We start from the raw sequence: 14,852 nt of genomic DNA, 5'->3' as shown, positions 1-14,852 counted from the left end.
CTACCCTGCCCCCAAATGCAATGCGACCTCCGAGCATTTGCAGCTTCGGAGGTCGCATCTATTAGTTTGTGCGGCTGAATTTAGCCTAGGATTTTAGCGATCTCTGCCTGAACGGCGTCGATCTCTCCCAGACCGTTGACGCTGCTCAGGTCGCCCTTGGCGTAGTAGTACCCGATCAGCGGCGAGGTCTTCTTGTAGTACTCCATCAGACGCTGGCGGAGGCTGTCCTCGTTATCGTCGGCGCGGCGCTTGAACTCCGTGCCGCCACAGTTGGAACACTTGCCGTCAGCGGGGATCGGCTTGGTGATGTCGTTGTAGACCTCACCACAGCTGCCACAGGTCGAGCGGGCAGTGATGCGCTGCACCAGTGCTTCGTCGTCCACACGCATCTCGATCACGGCATCCAGCTTGGCGCCCATGGCGGTCAGCAGATCACCCAGAGCGTCGGCTTGCGCCAGCGTGCGGGGGAAGCCATCAAAGATGAAACCACCTTCGCTGCCCTGCTCCAGCTTTTCGCGGATCAGGCCAATGACGATCTCGTCGGTGACGAGTTGGCCCGCTGCCATGACAGCAGCAACCTTCTTGCCCATCTCGCTGCCCGACGCCTGAGCTTCGCGCAGCATGTCGCCGGTGGAGAGCTGGACCATGCCACGCTCTTCGACCAGTTTCCGTGCCTGGGTGCCTTTGCCTGCGCCCGGAGGCCCGAGAAGGATAATGTTCGTAGTCATCGACGTGCGGGTCCTTTGCGTTTCGCGCGCTTGGAGCCGCGGCCGCGAAGCTGCGACTTCTCGATCAAGCCTTCATACTGATGCGCCAGAAGGTGCGACTGCACTTGCTGGATAGTGTCCATAGTCACCGACACAACGATCAGAACCGAGGTGCCACCGAAGTAGAACGGAATCGCCAGCTGGCTGCGGATGATTTCAGGCAGCAAGCAAACGAACGCCAGATAGGCCGAGCCCAGAACCAGTACGCGGTTCACGACATACTCGAGGTACTGCGCGGTCTTTTCGCCGGGGCGAATGCCGGGCACAAAGCCGTTCTGGTTCTTCAGATTGTCGGCCACGTCTTCCGTCTTGAACGCCACATTGTGGGTGTAGAAGTACGCGAAGAACACGATCATGCCAGCGAAGAACAGCAGATACAGCGGTTGGCCGGGGCCAAAGTACGCCAGAATGGTCGAGAGAACCGGACCGGTCGAGTTCCCCGAGAAGGTCGCGATGGTGGTCGGCAGCAGAAGCAACGACGACGCAAAGATCGCGGGGATCACGCCAGCGGGGTTAACCTTGATCGGAAGGTGCGAAGTGCCACCGTCGTACACTTTCATGCCCACCTGACGGCGGGGGTACTGGATGTGGATCTTGCGCAGGCTGCGCTCGAGGAACACCACAAAGGCGATCAGGGCGATCATCATGACGATCACACCGATGATCACGGCAGGGCTGATCGCGCCCGAACGGCCTTGGCTCAGGAACTGGGCCAGTGCTGCGGGGATTTCCGCTATGATACCAACAAAGATAATCAGCGAGATGCCGTTGCCGATGCCGCGTGCGGTGATCTGTTCACCCAGCCACATCAGGAACATGGTGCCGCCGACCAGCGTAATCACGCAGGATGCGACAAAGAACATGCCGGGGGTGTGCACCAGATCGCCAGCCTCGAGGCTTTTGGCCAGACCAAAGGCCTGGAACGTGCCGATAAGCACGGTGGCGTAGCGGGTGTACTGGTTGATTTTCTTGCGACCTTGTTCGCCTTCTTTCTTCAGCTGCTCCAACGAGGGGACCAGCGCAGTCAGAAGCTGAACGATAATCGAGGCCGAGATATAGGGCATAATGCCGAGGGCAAAGATACCCATGCGGCTGATCGCGCCACCCGTAAACATGTTCAGGATGCCGCCGAGACCGGCAGCCGCGCCGTCCATGAAGTTACGCAGTGCGTTGCCGTCGATACCGGGCACCGGAATATAGGTGCCAAGGCGGTAGACGATCAGAAGCCCGAGAGTAAAAAAGATGCGGCTACGAAGATCAGCGGCCTTGCCCAATGCGGCCCAACTGGTGTTCGCCGCCATTTGCTCTGCTGCAGATGCCATTTGCGGTCTCTTTCATGACAGCGCCGCCAAAGCAGTTCCCCTGCTTGGCGGCGCTTTGGAAAACTAGGTACGATGTAAGCGGCAGGGGCGCCGCTCACAACACCTTATTCAGCCGCCGCAGCAGCGACCTTCAGCGAGCCGCCTGCTTTTTCGACAGCTACGATAGCCGACTTCGAAGCACCGGTGACTTCGATGTTCAGAGCGGAGGTGATTTCACCTTTCGCCAGAACACGAACACCGTCCAGCTTGCGGCGTACCAGACCCGAGGCGATCATAGCGTCTTCGGTGACGGGCTGAGCTGCGTCGATCTTGCCGGCTTCGACGAATTTCTGGATCAGGCCCAGGTTTACAACAGCGAATGCCTTGCGGTTGGGCTTGTTGAAGCCACGCTTGGGCAGGCGCTGGTACAGGGGCATCTGGCCGCCTTCGTAGCCGTTGATGGCCACACCCGAACGCGATTTCTGACCTTTGATACCACGGCCAGCCATCTTGCCTTTGCCCGAGCCGGGGCCACGGGCTACGCGTTTTTTCTTGGGCGCTGCGCCCGGATTGTCACGGAGTTCGTGCAGTTTCATGTCGCTTCTCCTTTGCCGGATGTGCCCCCCAGCGACGGATGGGACAAACGCGGCGTAGATAAAAATAAAGGTGGCCCTGAATCAGAGCCACCCGCGGCGTTTACACGCCTGATTGTATTTTGGCAAGGGCGCCGCTTAGGCGTGGTCAGCACCGCCGTACCAGTCGCCCATCCGGACCTCTGCGTTGTCCCCCACCAGCGACGCAAACTCTTCGAGATCTGAGTAGGTCTTGTCCTTGTTCCGGAAGTGATAGGGATAGACGACGGCGGGTTTGAAGGCCGCAACACCCTGCGCTGCTTGCTCGATCCCCATGGTAAAGGGCAGATTCATGCAAACAAACGCCAGATCGATGTCGGTGAGCGCTTCCATCGCTGGGGTCACTTCGGTGTCGCCCGAGATATAGACTTTGAAATCACCCATGGTCAGAACGTATCCGTTATCGCGCCCCTCAGGGTGGAAGTTCGCACGCTCTTCGGTGGTGTTGTAGGCTGGGATCGCATCAATCGCGATCCCGTTGAAGTCAGCCGAGTCGCCGTTCGCAACCGAGGTCGCCTTGGCTTTCATGCCCTCGTCCAGCATCTCGTAGACTGCGGGGTTAGTGATCATGGTCGTTTTCTCGACCGCGAGCGCGGACAGGGTCTCGGCGTTGTAGTGGTCCCCGTGTTCGTGGGTGATCAAAATCAGGTCGGGCTCGGGGAAGTCTGCATAGTGCGCGGCGTCGCCCACCGGATCCACGTAGATCACGCCCATGGGCGTTTCCATCACGATGGACGCGTGCTCAATCGGGTGGATGGTCAGGGGCCCCTGCCCTGTCTCAAAAGTGTTCATACCGTGAGCGGCAGCTTGGGCGGTAAAAGGCATAACGGCAATCATCCCTGCGGCAGCGGTTGTCGCCATAAAGGCACGTCGTGAAATGGTCATAGAATAAACCTCCTGTTTGGGCAAAAGGTATGAGCGGGCAACCCAAGGACCAATCACGAAGCCGTGACGTAGAAACGCCCCCTGGAGCGGGTCCAGGAGGCGTTTGGGTTGCACTCATTAAACAAGTCACGAGCACTAGGGAAATGTTCGGCCCTGCGCCCGTCACACTTAGGGAGGAGGAGAAGCGTGACGTAGGGAGGAGGAGAAGCGCGGGGCCTAACCGAGTATTCTTTAGACCTTCGCAGCTTCCTGAGCAGCGATGGTCGGGATGTCCATGCGGCTGATGCCGATGTCGTTCAGATCACGATCCGACAACTGAGCCAGTTCGTTGTAGCACCGGTTGTAAGCTGCGCCGCGAGCGCGGAACGATTTGATCGCTTCGAGGGCGACATTGAAACGCTCAGCGACGTGGAAGCCGGTGCGGGAGGGTGCGTGTACAAATGCCATTCTAGATTTTCCTTCGTAACGGAGTGGGGCGTATTCCCCAGGGTCTGAGATGTGTCTTTTCGTCTTTGGACATCCCATAGATACGACAGGGTGATGGCGCTAACAAATTCCCGTTTGGTCTGCCCGTTATGCAGTTGCAGCATGACTGATGACTTGAAAGCTGAGTCTGATGCACATGGATCAGATCTACCATGCACAGGGCGCTTAAACTCCATGTTTTAGGGGCATTCAGCATACAATGGTGTGCAAAATCGTCGAGCGGGGACAATAATCGCTTCTCATTCTTACACATTTTTGGGACCTGATTCTTGCGGTTCCGCGAATCTATGCTGCAAGTGCGAAACGCAAAACGCCCCGCAGTTTCCTGCGGGGCGCTTGCTGTCATGTGAAGGGTGCGATTAGCCGCGCTCTTCGATGATCTCGACCAGGTGCGGGATCTTCCGAACCATGCCGCGGATCGAGGGGGTATCCTCGAGCTCACGGGTCTTGTGCATCTTGTTCAGACCCAGACCGATGAGGATCTGGCGCTGAACTGCAGGGCGGCGGATCGGGCTGCCGATCTGCTTAACAACGATGGTCTTTGCCATGTGTCCGTCTCCTTACGCTTCTGCCGATGCTTCTGCTTCCGCAGGAGCTTCGTCATACTTGTGCAGGATGTCTGCAACCTTCTTGCCACGGCGCTGTGCCACCTGACGGGGCGAAGCTTCGAGGCTCAGAGCGTCGAGAGTTGCGCGGATCATGTTGTAGGGGTTCTGCGAGCCAATCGACTTCGCAACAACGTCCTGAACACCCAGCATCTCGAACACAGCGCGCATCGGACCACCTGCGATGATACCGGTACCCTGAGGGGCGGTACGCATCACAACGCGGCCTGCACCGTGACGACCTTCGATGTCGTGGTGAAGGGTACGACCTTCACGCAGCGGCACGCGGATCATCTTGCGCTTTGCTTGCTCAGTGGCTTTGCGGATCGCCTCGGGTACTTCTTTCGCTTTACCCTTGCCGAAGCCTACGCGGCCTTTCTGGTCGCCGACAACCACCAGAGCAGCGAAGCCAAAGCGCTTACCACCCTTAACGGTTTTCGACACACGGTTGATCGCCACCAGACGATCGGCGAATTCCGGGGTTTCTTCGCGCTCGTTGCGGCGATCCCGGCGGTTTTCACGTTCTGCCATATCGTCTTCTCCTTAGAACTTCAGTCCGCCCTCACGGGCGGCATCGGCCAGCGCCTTGATGGTGCCATGGAAGAGATAGCCACCACGATCGAAGTAGCATACTTCCACGCCAGCGGCCTTAGCACGCTCGGCGATGAGGGCACCAACCTTGGCGGCGGCTTCCTGGTTGTTCTTGCCTGCGAGACCCAGGTCTTTTTCCTGGCTCGAAGCGGCGGCGATGGTGATGCCCTGAAGGTCGTCGATCAGCTGAACGCTGATGTTCTTGTTCGAGCGATACACCGAGAGGCGGGCACGGCCATCGGCCATTTTCCGCAGTTTGTTCCGAACGCGCTGGCGACGCTTCAGAAACAGGGTACGTTTGCTGTTTGCCATCTTTCGCGTCCTTACTTCTTCTTGCCTTCCTTCTGGAAGATGTACTCGCCACGGTACCGGATACCCTTGCCTTTGTAAGGCTCGGGGCGGCGCCATTCGCGAATCTTCGCAGCGGTTTCACCTACCAATTGAGCATCGATCCCTTCCAGGACGATCTCGGTGGGCTTGGGCGTGGTTGCGGTCACACCAGCAGGGATCGCGAAGTCAACATCGTGCGAGTAGCCGAGGTTAAGACGGATCGAGTTGCCCTGCACCTGAGCACGGTAACCAACACCGACGATTTCCAGCTCTTTTTTGAAGCCTTCAGTAACGCCGCTGACGAGGTTCGCGATCATGGTGCGGCTCATGCCCCACTGCTGACGTGCGCGCTTCGAAGAACCGCGGGGATCAACAGAGACAGTGTTGCCGTCGATGGTGATGGTGACATCATCGGTAGCAGTGAAGGTCAGGGTACCCTTGGGGCCCTTTACTTCGATGGTCTGGCCCGAAAGCGACGCCGAAACGCCGGAGGGCAGCTCGACCGGTTTCTTACCAATACGAGACATTACGAGACCTCCTTAGAATACGGTGCAGAGCACTTCGCCGCCAACATTGGCGTGACGTGCAGCTGCATCCGACATTACACCCTTCGGAGTCGAAACGATCGAAACACCCAAGCCCTGACGGACTTCGGGGATCTCTTTCGCGCCCATGTAGACGCGACGACCGGGCTTCGACACACGCTTGATCTCACGGATCACGGGAGCGCCTTCGTAGTACTTCAGAGAGATTTCGATGGCCGGGTGGCCAGTCTCTGCAGTGGTTTTCTCGTAGCCACGGATGTAGCCCTCATCGAGGAGCACATCCAGAACCCAGCCGCGGAGCTTCGAAGCGGGGGTCGTCACAGTGGACTTGCCGCGCATCTGAGCGTTACGGATACGGGTGAGCATATCGCCGAGAGGATCGTTCATCTTATATCTCCTCTTACCAGCTCGACTTCACCAGGCCGGGGGCCTGACCGTTGGAGCCCAGTTCGCGCAGCGCGATACGGCTTACCTTCAGCTTACGGTAGTAAGCGTGGGGACGGCCGGTCAGCTGGCAGCGGTTGTGCAGGCGGGTTGCCGAGCTGTTGCGCGGCAGTTTCGCAAGCTGGAGGCGCGCTTTGAAACGCTCTTCCATCGACTTGCTTTCGTCATTCGCGATCTCTTTCAGAGCGGCGCGCTTGGCTGCGTATTTCGCGACCAGGCGTTCACGCTTCTTCTCGCGTTCGATCATTGCTTTCTTAGCCATGTCTTACCCTTTCGCGATTACGCGTTGAACGGCATGTTGAAGTGCTTGAGCAGCGCCTTCGCTTCACCGTCAGTTTTCGCAGTGGTGCAGATGATGATGTCCATACCCCAAACTTCGTCAACTTTGTCGAAGTTGATTTCGGGGAAGACGATGTGTTCCTTCAGGCCCATGGCGAAGTTGCCACGACCATCAAACGACGGCTTCACACCACGGAAGTCGCGGATGCGGGGCATCGCGATGGTGATCAGACGATCAAGGAATTCATACATCCGGTCGCCACGCAGGGTGACTTTTGCGCCAAGAGGCATGCCTTCACGTACGCGGAAGCCAGCGATCGACTTCTTTGCTTTGGTGATGACGGCCTGCTGACCAGCAATGGTGCTCAGATCTTCTTGAGCCGACTTTGCTTTCTTGGAGTCGCGAACCGATTCAGCGCCAGCGCCGATGTTCAGAACGATTTTGTCCAGCTTAGGGAGCATCATCTCGTTCTTGTAGCCAAACTCTTCCATGAGAGTGGCTTTGATGGTTTCGCGGTACTGAGCCTTCAGACGCGGGGTGTAGTTTGCGGTATCAAGCATCGATCACTTCCCCCGATTTCTTGGCAAAACGGACCTTCTTGTCGCCTTCCATGCGGAAGCCAACGCGGGTCGCACCACCCTCTTTGGGGTCGACGAGCGCGATGTTCGACAGATCGATCGGCAGCGCTTTGGGCAGACGGCCGCCCTGAGCGTTCTGGGTCTGACGGGTGTGACGGATGGCCATGTTAACGCCTTCGACAACGGCTTTGCCCGCTTTGGGGTCTACCGAAGTGATGGTGCCTTCTTTGCCCTTGTCCTTACCGGCAAGAACGATGACCTTGTCACCTTTGCGGAGTTTCGCAGCCATTACAGCACCTCCGGGGCGAGCGAGATGATCTTCATGAAGTTTTTGGCGCGCAGTTCGCGAACGACCGGGCCAAAAATACGGGTGCCAACAGGCTCGCCGTTGTTGTTGAGGATCACCGCGGCATTGCGGTCAAAGCGGATGGCGGTGCCATCTTCGCGACGTACTTCCTTGGCGGTACGAACGACTACGGCCTTGCGGACGTCGCCTTTCTTAACACGGCCGCGCGGAATAGCTTCTTTTACGGATACGACGATGATGTCGCCGACCGAAGCGTATTTGCGCTTGGAACCACCGAGGACCTTGATGCACTGAACTCGGCGTGCGCCCGAGTTATCAGCGACATCCAGATTGGTCTGCATCTGGATCATTTGGTTTCTCCGGACCTTTGGGGAGGCTTAGGGGCCTGAACCCCCAGGGTTTCTCTCAGCTGAGAGCTCAAGCTTTCGCCAGAACTTCCCAACGCTTGGTTTTCGAGTAAGGCGCGCATTCGATGATGCGGACGAGATCACCAACTTTGTAGGCGTTCTCTGCGTCGTGTGCGCGGTACTTCTTCGACTTCTTGATGGTCTTCTTAAGCACGGGGTGCTTAAAACGACGCTCTACGCGAACGGTGATGGTTTGCTCGTTCGCGTCGCTGGTCACGGTGCCTTGCAGGATACGTTTGGGCATTCTTCAGAGCTCCGCTTATTCAGCAGCCGCTTGCGCGGCCTTTTCGTTGAGGATGGTCAGAACACGAGCGGTGTCGCGCTTTACCTGACGCATACGTGCGGTGTTTTCGATTTGGCCGGTGGCCTGCTGGAAACGCAGGTTGAAGGCTTCTTTCTTAAGAGCCGTCAGGTCCTCGCGGAGCTGATCGGGCGTCTTGCCACGCAGTTCTTGGGCGTTCATTCGCCTTATCCTTTCAACATCACCGGCGGGCCCTTTGGGGGGTAACCCGTGATCCGGTGGAGGTTCGTTTAGGGAACACAAATCCTACGCCGAAGCGCAGAGATGGGTTCCACTACATGTCATTCAGGTGAAAGGCAACCGATTCCTTCGAAAAACTTGGGGTTTCCGAAGAACTGCCGCGACCGGCGGGCAATCGTTGCGATGCGTCGATGAAAGCATACTGCCCCCTCTTGCACAATAGGGCGAGAAAGCAGAAGTGTGGGGCAACGCGCACGTCCACGGCGCCTGCACTGATAAAAGGCGCCCACCAGCCTAAAGAGGACACCATGGCAGAGATCTCTTCGCTCTTCGTCACCCGCCTGTACCACGCCAAATTGTCCGAGCATGAGCCCGTGATTGATCCTCAAGAGCTGGAGGATTCCTGCGTCGCGATCGCCGAAGACGACGATGCTGGCCTCGCGTGGTGCGAGCAGAATGGCTATCCCGGTTACACCAGCTACGCCTCCCTGACCGACCTGCCGTGGCGGTCCCCAATCTTTGCTGATCTTGTGAAAGCACTGGACGCCCACGTGGCAGCCTTTGTCGAGGATCTGGAGTTCGACCTTGGCGACAAGAAACTGGTGCTCGAGGATATCTGGATCAACATCCTGCCCGAGGGCGGAATCCACACCTCGCACATCCACCCGCACTCGGTAATCTCTGGCACGACCTACGTGTACATGCCCGAAGGGTCCAAAGCGATCAAGTACGAAGACCCACGCCACATCATGATGATGGCCTCTCCGATCCGCAAGAAAGACTGCCGTGACGAGCTGAAGACCTTTGTCTACCGCGCGCCCGAAGTAGGCGACGTGCTACTGTGGGAGAGTTGGCTGCGGCATGAGGTGCCCATGAACGTGGCAGAGGATGACCGCATTTCAGTGAGCTTCAACTACAAGTGGGAATAAGCCCTGCCCTTCCCCGCTAAGAGCCAAAGGCCGATGCACCCGCATTGGCCTTTTTTCTTTGAACAGTTCCCCGTGCACGGGGGACGGGGCCAAAGAAAAACCCCCGCCGATGGCGGGGGCTTCTCAATTCTTGGAACGCAGCGATAACTGCGACCCGATTACCAGTCCTCGCGGACCACAACGCGGGTCTTGATCGGCAGCTTCATCGCCGCGAGGCGCAGTGCCTCTTGTGCGATCTCTTCGTCCACACCGTCGATCTCGAACATGATACGGCCAGGCTTGACCTTGGCGACCCAACGGTCAACCGAACCCTTACCTTTACCCATACGAACTTCGATGGGCTTTGCGGTCACGGGCATGTCCGGGAAGATACGTATCCAGACGCGACCCTGACGCTTCATGTGACGGGTCATCGCACGACGTGCAGCTTCGATCTGACGCGCAGTGATACGCTCGGGCTCAATGGCTTTCAGGCCATAGGTCCCGAAGTTCAGGTCAGAACCGCCTTTTGCTTGACCGTGAATACGGCCTTTGTGCATTTTGCGGAATTTAGTACGCTTTGGTTGAAGCATTTCTCATCCCTCCTTAGCGACGACCGCCAGCACCGCGAGGTGCAGGGCCATCCTGGAGTTCTTGGGCCTTACGGTCGCGTGCCGACGGATCGTGCTCCATGATGTCACCTTTGTAGATGAACACCTTGATGCCGATGATACCGTAGGGGGTCGACGCTTCGGCGTGTGCATAATCGATGTCAGCGCGCAGGGTGTGCAGGGGCACGCGGCCTTCGCGGTACCATTCGGTACGTGCGATTTCAGCGCCACCCAGACGGCCTGCGATGTTCACGCGGATACCACCGGCGCCCATACGCATTGCGTTCTGAACCGCACGCTTCAGCGCACGACGGAACGAAACACGACGCTCCAGCTGCTGAGCGATGGACTCGGCAACCAGCATTGCGTCCAGCTCGGGCTTACGAACTTCGACGATGTTCAGGTGCAGTTCGCTGTCGGTCATTGCCGCCAGTTTCTTGCGCAGAACCTCGATGTCAGCACCTTTCTTACCGATGATAACACCGGGGCGTGCAGTGTGAATGGTCACACGGCACTTCTTGTGCGGGCGTTCGATGATCACGCGAGCGATGCCCGCCTGCTTGCACTCTTTTTTGATGAATTCGCGGATGCGGATATCTTCCAGCAGAAGATCACCGTAGTCCTTGGACTCTGCGAACCAACGGCTATCCCAAGTGCGGTTCACCTGAACGCGCATACCGATGGGGTTTGTTTTGTTACCCATTAGGCTTGCTCCTCGACCTGGCGGACCTTGATGGTGATTTCCGAGAACGGCTTCATGATCTTGCCGAAGCGACCACGGGCACGGGGACGACCGCGCTTCATGACCAGGTTCTTACCAACGTAAGCTTCTGCAACGATCAGCTCGTCAACGTCCAGACCGTGGTTGTTCTCGGCGTTTGCGATGGCCGACTGAAGGCATTTCTTCACGTCGATCGCGACACGCTTGTTCGAGAAGGTCAGGTCTGTCAGAGCCTTTTCCACCTTCTTGCCGCGGATCAGCTGAGCAACAAGGTTGAGCTTCTGCGGGCTGGTGCGAAGCATGCGCAGTTTTGCCATTGCTTCGTTGTCCGCCACGCGACGGGGATTCTTTTCCTTACCCATGGCTTATTTCCGCTTCGCTTTTTTGTCAGCCGCGTGACCGTAGTAGGTACGGGTCGGCGAGTATTCACCGAACTTCTGGCCGATCATGTCTTCAGTGATCATCACTGGGATGTGCTTCTGGCCGTTGTAAACGCCGAAAGTCAGACCCACGAACTGGGGCAGAATCGTCGAGCGACGCGACCAGATCTTGATAACATCGTTGAGGCGGCCCGAGTCGCGAGCTGCCGCGGCCTTCTTGAGGACGTAAGCGTCGACAAAAGGCCCTTTCCATACAGAGCGTGTCATCGATTAGCGACCCTTCTTCTTGGCGTGACGCGAGCGCAGGATGAGCTTCTGCGATGCCTTATTGGTGTTGCGGGTACGCGCACCTTTGGTCGGCTTACCCCAAGGAGTAACGGGGTGACGGCCACCAGAGGTACGGCCTTCACCACCACCGTGGGGGTGGTCGATCGGGTTCATAACGACACCACGAACCGAAGGACGGATGCCCTTGTGGCGGTTACGACCGGCTTTACCGATGTTCTGGTTGCTGTTGTCGGGGTTCGACACGGCGCCAACGGTTGCCAGGCATTCCTGACGGACCATACGCAGTTCGCCCGACGACAGGCGGATCTGTGCGTAGCCACCGTCACGACCAACGAACTGTGCGTAAGCACCTGCAGCGCGGGCAATCTGACCGCCTTTGCCGGGCTTGAGTTCGATGTTGTGAACGATGGTACCGATGGGCAGACCCGAGAAAGGCATTGCGTTACCGGGCTTGATGTCTGCTTTCGCGGACGAAATCACGGTATCGCCAACGCTCAAACGCTGGGGTGCCAGGATGTATGCCTGCTCGCCGTCTTCATAGCGGATCAGCGCGATGAATGCGGTACGGTTAGGGTCGTATTCGATACGCTCTACAGTCGCGGCGACGTCGAACTTGCGACGCTTGAAGTCCACGATACGGTAGAGACGCTTTGCCCCGCCGCCTTTGCGGCGCATGGTGATCCGTCCGGTGTTGTTCCGGCCGCCTTTCTTGGTCAGACCCTCAGTGAGAGCCTTAACCGGGCGACCTTTCCAAAGCTCCGAACGGTCGATCAGAACCAGCCCGCGCTGGCCAGGCGTTGTCGGTTTGTACGACTTGAGTGCCATGGTTACTGTCTTCCGTTTGCTTTGTGGCCCTCACCATGAGGACCCTTTCACATAAATCACAGGCCCCAGAACGAATCTGGGGCCGTGAGATTGCAGCGAGGTACCAGATAAAACTGGGGGCGTCCATACACAGCCTCGGGTTTTATGCCCTTTGGCTGATTGGCGCGCCCTACCCTCGCCCCACACAAAAAGGCCCCCGCAAATGCGGAGGCCTTTCTGTGAACTAATTCAACCGATTAGAGACCGGTCGAGACGTCGATGGTGTTGCCCTCTTCGAGAGTGACATACGCCTTTTTCACGTCCTTGCGACGGCCCGCGATACCGCGGAAACGCTTGGTTTTACCCTTCGCAATGGTGGTGTTGACCGCTTTGACCTTCACACCAAAGAGCGCTTCGACAGCTTCTTTGATCTGGGGCTTGTTCGAGTCGATTGCCACTTCGAAAACGACAGCGTTGTTTTCCGACGCCATGGTGGTTTTCTCGGTGATAACCGGCTTGCGGATCACGTCGTAGTATTCGGGTTTCGCGTTCATTTCAGGCGAGCCTCCAGTGCTTCGACACCTGCTTTGGTAAGAACCAGAGTGTCACGCTTCAGGATGTCATAAACGTTCGCGCCCATCGACGGCAGGATATCCAGACCTTCGATGTTTGCTGCTGCCTTCTTGAAGCCCTCGTTCACCGATGCGCCATCGATGATCAGAGCGCGCTTCCAGCCCAGGTTCTTAACCTGCTTGGCCAGTGCTGCGGTCTTACCTTCGGTTTCGGCGTTCTCGATGATGACCAGTTCACCGGCTTTTGCTTTCGCGCTCAGCGCGTGCATCAGACCCAGCTTACGGACCTTCTTGGGCAGGTCGTGGCCGTGGCTACGCGGGGTCGGACCCTTGTAGATGCCACCCTTGCGGAAGATAGGCGCCTTGCGCGAACCGTGACGAGCACCACCGGTACCCTTCTGACGGTAGATCTTCTTGGTCGAGTACGACACTTCGGTGCGGGTCTTCACCTTGTGGGTACCGGCCTGCGCGTTGTTACGCTGCCAACGGACCACACGGTGCAGGATGTCCGCGCGGGGCTCCAGGCCGAAGATTGCTTCGTCCAGATCCAGAGTGCCCGCGGTACCGGCGTCGAGGTTGATCACATCAATTTTCATGCTTCACCTCCTTCCGAAGCTTCAACAGCAGGAGCTGCTTCGGCCGCGGCGGATTTCAGAGCTGCCGGGAAAGGAACGCCTTCGGGCAGTTTCTTTTTCACGGCATCTTTCACGGTGACCCAGCCACCTTTGGAACCAGGAACAGCGCCCTTCACCATGATCAGACCACGGTCTGCATCGGTGCGGACAACTTCTAGGTTCTGAGTGGTAACGCGGACGGCACCCATGTGGCCTGCCATCTTCTTACCCTTGAAAACCTTGCCCGGGCCCTGACACTGACCGGTCGAACCGTGCGAACGGTGGCTGATCGAGACACCGTGCGATGCACGCAGACCGCCAAAGTTGTGACGCTTCATAGCACCGGCGAAGCCTTTACCGATCGAGGTGCCCGACACGTCGACCTTTTGGCCTTCGAGGAAGTGCTCTGCCGAGATTTCGGCACCGACTTCGATCAGGTTCTCTGCGGAAACGCGGAATTCGCAAACCTTGCGCTTGGGCGCAACGTTGGCAGCCGCGAAGTGGCCACGCATTGCTTGGCTGGTGCGCTTTGCTTTCGCGGCGCCAGCACCAAGCTGAACTGCGGTGTAACCGTCACGCTCGCTAGTGCGCTGAGCGACAACCTGCAGGCTTTCCAGCTGAAGAACGGTTACGGGGATCTGCTTGCCGTCTTCCAAGAAGAGACGGGTCATGCCGACCTTTTTAGCGATGATACCAGAACGCATAATCGCCCCCTTATACCTTGATCTCGACGTCAACACCCGCTGCCAGGTCGAGCTTCATCAGCGCGTCCACGGTCTGCGGGGTCGGATCGACGATGTCGAGCATACGCTTGTGGGTGCGGATCTCGAACTGGTCACGGGATTTCTTGTTCACGTGGGGGCCACGCAGAACGGTGAATTTTTCGATCTTGTTCGGCAGAGGAATCGGACCACGCACTTGGGCGCCGGTACGTTTCGCGGTGTTGACGATTTCCTGAGTGCTGGCGTCCAGCACGCGGTAGTCAAACGCCTTGAGCCGAATGCGAATGTTTTGGCCTTGCATAGGTAGAAGCCTTTCGCGGCGTTGGAGTTGATAGGAGGACTCGGAAGCTCATTCCTCCGGCCCTCTTCGAACCCGATAGTCTGGGTCTAGCGACTATACAGAGGCGCACCCTTTAGGGGGTGCGCCGCCGTTTGACAAGTCGAATTTTTGCTTACTCGATGATTTTCGAGACGACGCCCGAACCAACGGTGCGGCCGCCTTCGCGGATCGCGAAGCGCAGGCCTTCTTCCATCGCGATCGGCGCGATCAGTTCTGCCGACAGCTTCAGGTTGTCGCCGGGCATAACCATCTC

The 14,852-nt window shown here is 57.9% G+C and carries 26 protein-coding genes and 1 pseudogene; 1 reads left to right on the top strand and 26 read right to left on the bottom strand.

The annotated features are described in order from the left end of the window. Positions 1 to 80: 80 nt before the first annotated feature. The 16 genes from AB9K37_RS16435 to rpmC form a co-directional block, all read right to left on the bottom strand. Positions 81 to 728 (bottom strand): adenylate kinase, encoded by a 648-nt coding sequence (locus AB9K37_RS16435; RefSeq protein WP_303967180.1) that lies wholly within the window; start codon positions 726 to 728, stop codon positions 81 to 83. Continuing rightward, positions 725 to 2,089, bottom strand: a complete 1,365-nt coding sequence (gene secY / locus AB9K37_RS16430) for a preprotein translocase subunit SecY (RefSeq protein ID WP_369840774.1) — start codon at positions 2,087 to 2,089, stop codon at positions 725 to 727. Before secY ends, AB9K37_RS16435 begins: the two co-directional genes overlap by 4 nt. 104 nt (positions 2,090 to 2,193) lie before the next feature. After that, the gene (gene rplO / locus AB9K37_RS16425) at positions 2,194 to 2,664 is read right to left on the bottom strand and encodes a 50S ribosomal protein L15 (protein ID WP_369840772.1); all 471 of its coding nucleotides are present in this window, start codon (positions 2,662 to 2,664) and stop codon (positions 2,194 to 2,196) included. A gap of 135 nt (positions 2,665 to 2,799) precedes the next feature. Beyond that, on the bottom strand, positions 2,800 to 3,585 hold the full coding sequence (locus tag AB9K37_RS16420; protein WP_369840770.1) for an MBL fold metallo-hydrolase: 786 nt from the start codon (positions 3,583 to 3,585) through the stop codon (positions 2,800 to 2,802). A 231-nt stretch (positions 3,586 to 3,816) separates the two neighbouring features. Further along, positions 3,817 to 4,032: a DUF1127 domain-containing protein gene (locus tag AB9K37_RS16415; protein WP_369840768.1), complete on the bottom strand. Its 216-nt coding sequence runs from the start codon at positions 4,030 to 4,032 to the stop codon at positions 3,817 to 3,819. 398 nt (positions 4,033 to 4,430) lie between these two features. Continuing rightward, the gene (gene rpmD / locus AB9K37_RS16410) at positions 4,431 to 4,619 is read right to left on the bottom strand and encodes a 50S ribosomal protein L30 (protein ID WP_072708037.1); all 189 of its coding nucleotides are present in this window, start codon (positions 4,617 to 4,619) and stop codon (positions 4,431 to 4,433) included. A gap of 12 nt (positions 4,620 to 4,631) precedes the next feature. After that, complete coding sequence (gene rpsE / locus AB9K37_RS16405) at positions 4,632 to 5,207, bottom strand: 30S ribosomal protein S5 (protein WP_072708039.1); 576 nt, start codon at positions 5,205 to 5,207, stop codon at positions 4,632 to 4,634. Between the two features lie 12 nt (positions 5,208 to 5,219). Then, a complete protein-coding gene (rplR, locus tag AB9K37_RS16400) occupies positions 5,220 to 5,579 on the bottom strand; it encodes a 50S ribosomal protein L18 (RefSeq protein WP_369840766.1) in 360 nt (119 codons plus the stop codon). An 11-nt stretch (positions 5,580 to 5,590) separates the two neighbouring features. Further along, positions 5,591 to 6,124 (bottom strand): 50S ribosomal protein L6, encoded by a 534-nt coding sequence (gene rplF, locus AB9K37_RS16395; protein WP_369840764.1) that lies wholly within the window; start codon positions 6,122 to 6,124, stop codon positions 5,591 to 5,593. A 12-nt stretch (positions 6,125 to 6,136) separates the two neighbouring features. Beyond that, complete coding sequence (rpsH, locus tag AB9K37_RS16390) at positions 6,137 to 6,529, bottom strand: 30S ribosomal protein S8 (RefSeq protein WP_369840762.1); 393 nt, start codon at positions 6,527 to 6,529, stop codon at positions 6,137 to 6,139. A 13-nt stretch (positions 6,530 to 6,542) separates the two neighbouring features. After that, positions 6,543 to 6,848 (bottom strand): 30S ribosomal protein S14, encoded by a 306-nt coding sequence (gene rpsN / locus AB9K37_RS16385; protein WP_072708057.1) that lies wholly within the window; start codon positions 6,846 to 6,848, stop codon positions 6,543 to 6,545. Between the two features lie 17 nt (positions 6,849 to 6,865). Continuing rightward, positions 6,866 to 7,426, bottom strand: a complete 561-nt coding sequence (gene rplE, locus AB9K37_RS16380; protein ID WP_369840759.1) for a 50S ribosomal protein L5 — start codon at positions 7,424 to 7,426, stop codon at positions 6,866 to 6,868. Continuing rightward, positions 7,419 to 7,733: a 50S ribosomal protein L24 gene (gene rplX, locus AB9K37_RS16375; protein WP_369840757.1), complete on the bottom strand. Its 315-nt coding sequence runs from the start codon at positions 7,731 to 7,733 to the stop codon at positions 7,419 to 7,421. The genes rplE and rplX overlap by 8 nt, the downstream gene beginning before the upstream one ends. Further along, the gene (gene rplN / locus AB9K37_RS16370; protein ID WP_072708063.1) at positions 7,733 to 8,101 is read right to left on the bottom strand and encodes a 50S ribosomal protein L14; all 369 of its coding nucleotides are present in this window, start codon (positions 8,099 to 8,101) and stop codon (positions 7,733 to 7,735) included. Before rplN ends, rplX begins: the two co-directional genes overlap by 1 nt. Positions 8,102 to 8,168: 67 nt before the next feature. Continuing rightward, on the bottom strand, positions 8,169 to 8,402 hold the full coding sequence (rpsQ, locus tag AB9K37_RS16365) for a 30S ribosomal protein S17 (protein ID WP_072708065.1): 234 nt from the start codon (positions 8,400 to 8,402) through the stop codon (positions 8,169 to 8,171). A 15-nt stretch (positions 8,403 to 8,417) separates the two neighbouring features. Beyond that, the gene (gene rpmC / locus AB9K37_RS16360; RefSeq protein ID WP_072708067.1) at positions 8,418 to 8,621 is read right to left on the bottom strand and encodes a 50S ribosomal protein L29; all 204 of its coding nucleotides are present in this window, start codon (positions 8,619 to 8,621) and stop codon (positions 8,418 to 8,420) included. A 326-nt stretch (positions 8,622 to 8,947) separates the two neighbouring features. Here rpmC and AB9K37_RS16355 point away from each other — a divergent pair, with 326 nt between their 5' ends. Beyond that, a complete protein-coding gene (locus AB9K37_RS16355) occupies positions 8,948 to 9,568 on the top strand; it encodes a TIGR02466 family protein (RefSeq protein WP_369840754.1) in 621 nt (206 codons plus the stop codon). 158 nt (positions 9,569 to 9,726) lie between these two features. On the opposite strand, the gene rplP is transcribed toward AB9K37_RS16355, so the two are convergent. From rplP to tuf, 10 genes and pseudogenes are all read right to left on the bottom strand, one after another. After that, on the bottom strand, positions 9,727 to 10,140 hold the full coding sequence (gene rplP, locus AB9K37_RS16350) for a 50S ribosomal protein L16 (RefSeq protein ID WP_072708072.1): 414 nt from the start codon (positions 10,138 to 10,140) through the stop codon (positions 9,727 to 9,729). Positions 10,141 to 10,153: 13 nt separating this feature from the next. Next, a complete protein-coding gene (gene rpsC / locus AB9K37_RS16345) occupies positions 10,154 to 10,861 on the bottom strand; it encodes a 30S ribosomal protein S3 (protein ID WP_072708074.1) in 708 nt (235 codons plus the stop codon). Beyond that, positions 10,861 to 11,241 carry a 50S ribosomal protein L22 gene (rplV, locus tag AB9K37_RS16340; RefSeq protein ID WP_072708076.1) on the bottom strand — a complete coding sequence of 127 codons (381 nt, stop codon included), beginning with the start codon at positions 11,239 to 11,241 and terminating at the stop codon, positions 10,861 to 10,863. Before rplV ends, rpsC begins: the two co-directional genes overlap by 1 nt. 3 nt (positions 11,242 to 11,244) lie before the next feature. Beyond that, the gene (gene rpsS, locus AB9K37_RS16335; protein ID WP_072708078.1) at positions 11,245 to 11,526 is read right to left on the bottom strand and encodes a 30S ribosomal protein S19; all 282 of its coding nucleotides are present in this window, start codon (positions 11,524 to 11,526) and stop codon (positions 11,245 to 11,247) included. A gap of 3 nt (positions 11,527 to 11,529) precedes the next feature. Next, positions 11,530 to 12,372 carry a 50S ribosomal protein L2 gene (rplB, locus tag AB9K37_RS16330; RefSeq protein ID WP_072708080.1) on the bottom strand — a complete coding sequence of 281 codons (843 nt, stop codon included), beginning with the start codon at positions 12,370 to 12,372 and terminating at the stop codon, positions 11,530 to 11,532. Positions 12,373 to 12,608: 236 nt separating this feature from the next. Continuing rightward, positions 12,609 to 12,905, bottom strand: coding sequence for a 50S ribosomal protein L23 (locus tag AB9K37_RS16325; protein WP_072708082.1), 297 nt, complete (start codon positions 12,903 to 12,905; stop codon positions 12,609 to 12,611). Next, positions 12,902 to 13,519 carry a 50S ribosomal protein L4 gene (gene rplD / locus AB9K37_RS16320; RefSeq protein WP_369840751.1) on the bottom strand — a complete coding sequence of 206 codons (618 nt, stop codon included), beginning with the start codon at positions 13,517 to 13,519 and terminating at the stop codon, positions 12,902 to 12,904. Before rplD ends, AB9K37_RS16325 begins: the two co-directional genes overlap by 4 nt. Beyond that, a complete protein-coding gene (rplC, locus tag AB9K37_RS16315) occupies positions 13,516 to 14,241 on the bottom strand; it encodes a 50S ribosomal protein L3 (protein WP_369840749.1) in 726 nt (241 codons plus the stop codon). Before rplC ends, rplD begins: the two co-directional genes overlap by 4 nt. Before the next feature lie 10 nt (positions 14,242 to 14,251). Beyond that, on the bottom strand, positions 14,252 to 14,560 hold the full coding sequence (rpsJ, locus tag AB9K37_RS16310) for a 30S ribosomal protein S10 (protein ID WP_072708088.1): 309 nt from the start codon (positions 14,558 to 14,560) through the stop codon (positions 14,252 to 14,254). Between the two features lie 151 nt (positions 14,561 to 14,711). Beyond that, positions 14,712 to 14,852 (bottom strand): annotated as a pseudogene (gene tuf / locus AB9K37_RS16305) (elongation factor Tu); the annotation flags it as partial.

The sequence above is a fragment of the Donghicola sp. XS_ASV15 genome, from assembly GCF_041224595.1.
In the GTDB taxonomy this organism is placed as follows: Bacteria; Pseudomonadota; Alphaproteobacteria; order Rhodobacterales; family Rhodobacteraceae; genus Donghicola.
This window is presented reverse-complemented; position numbering and strand designations above follow the sequence as displayed.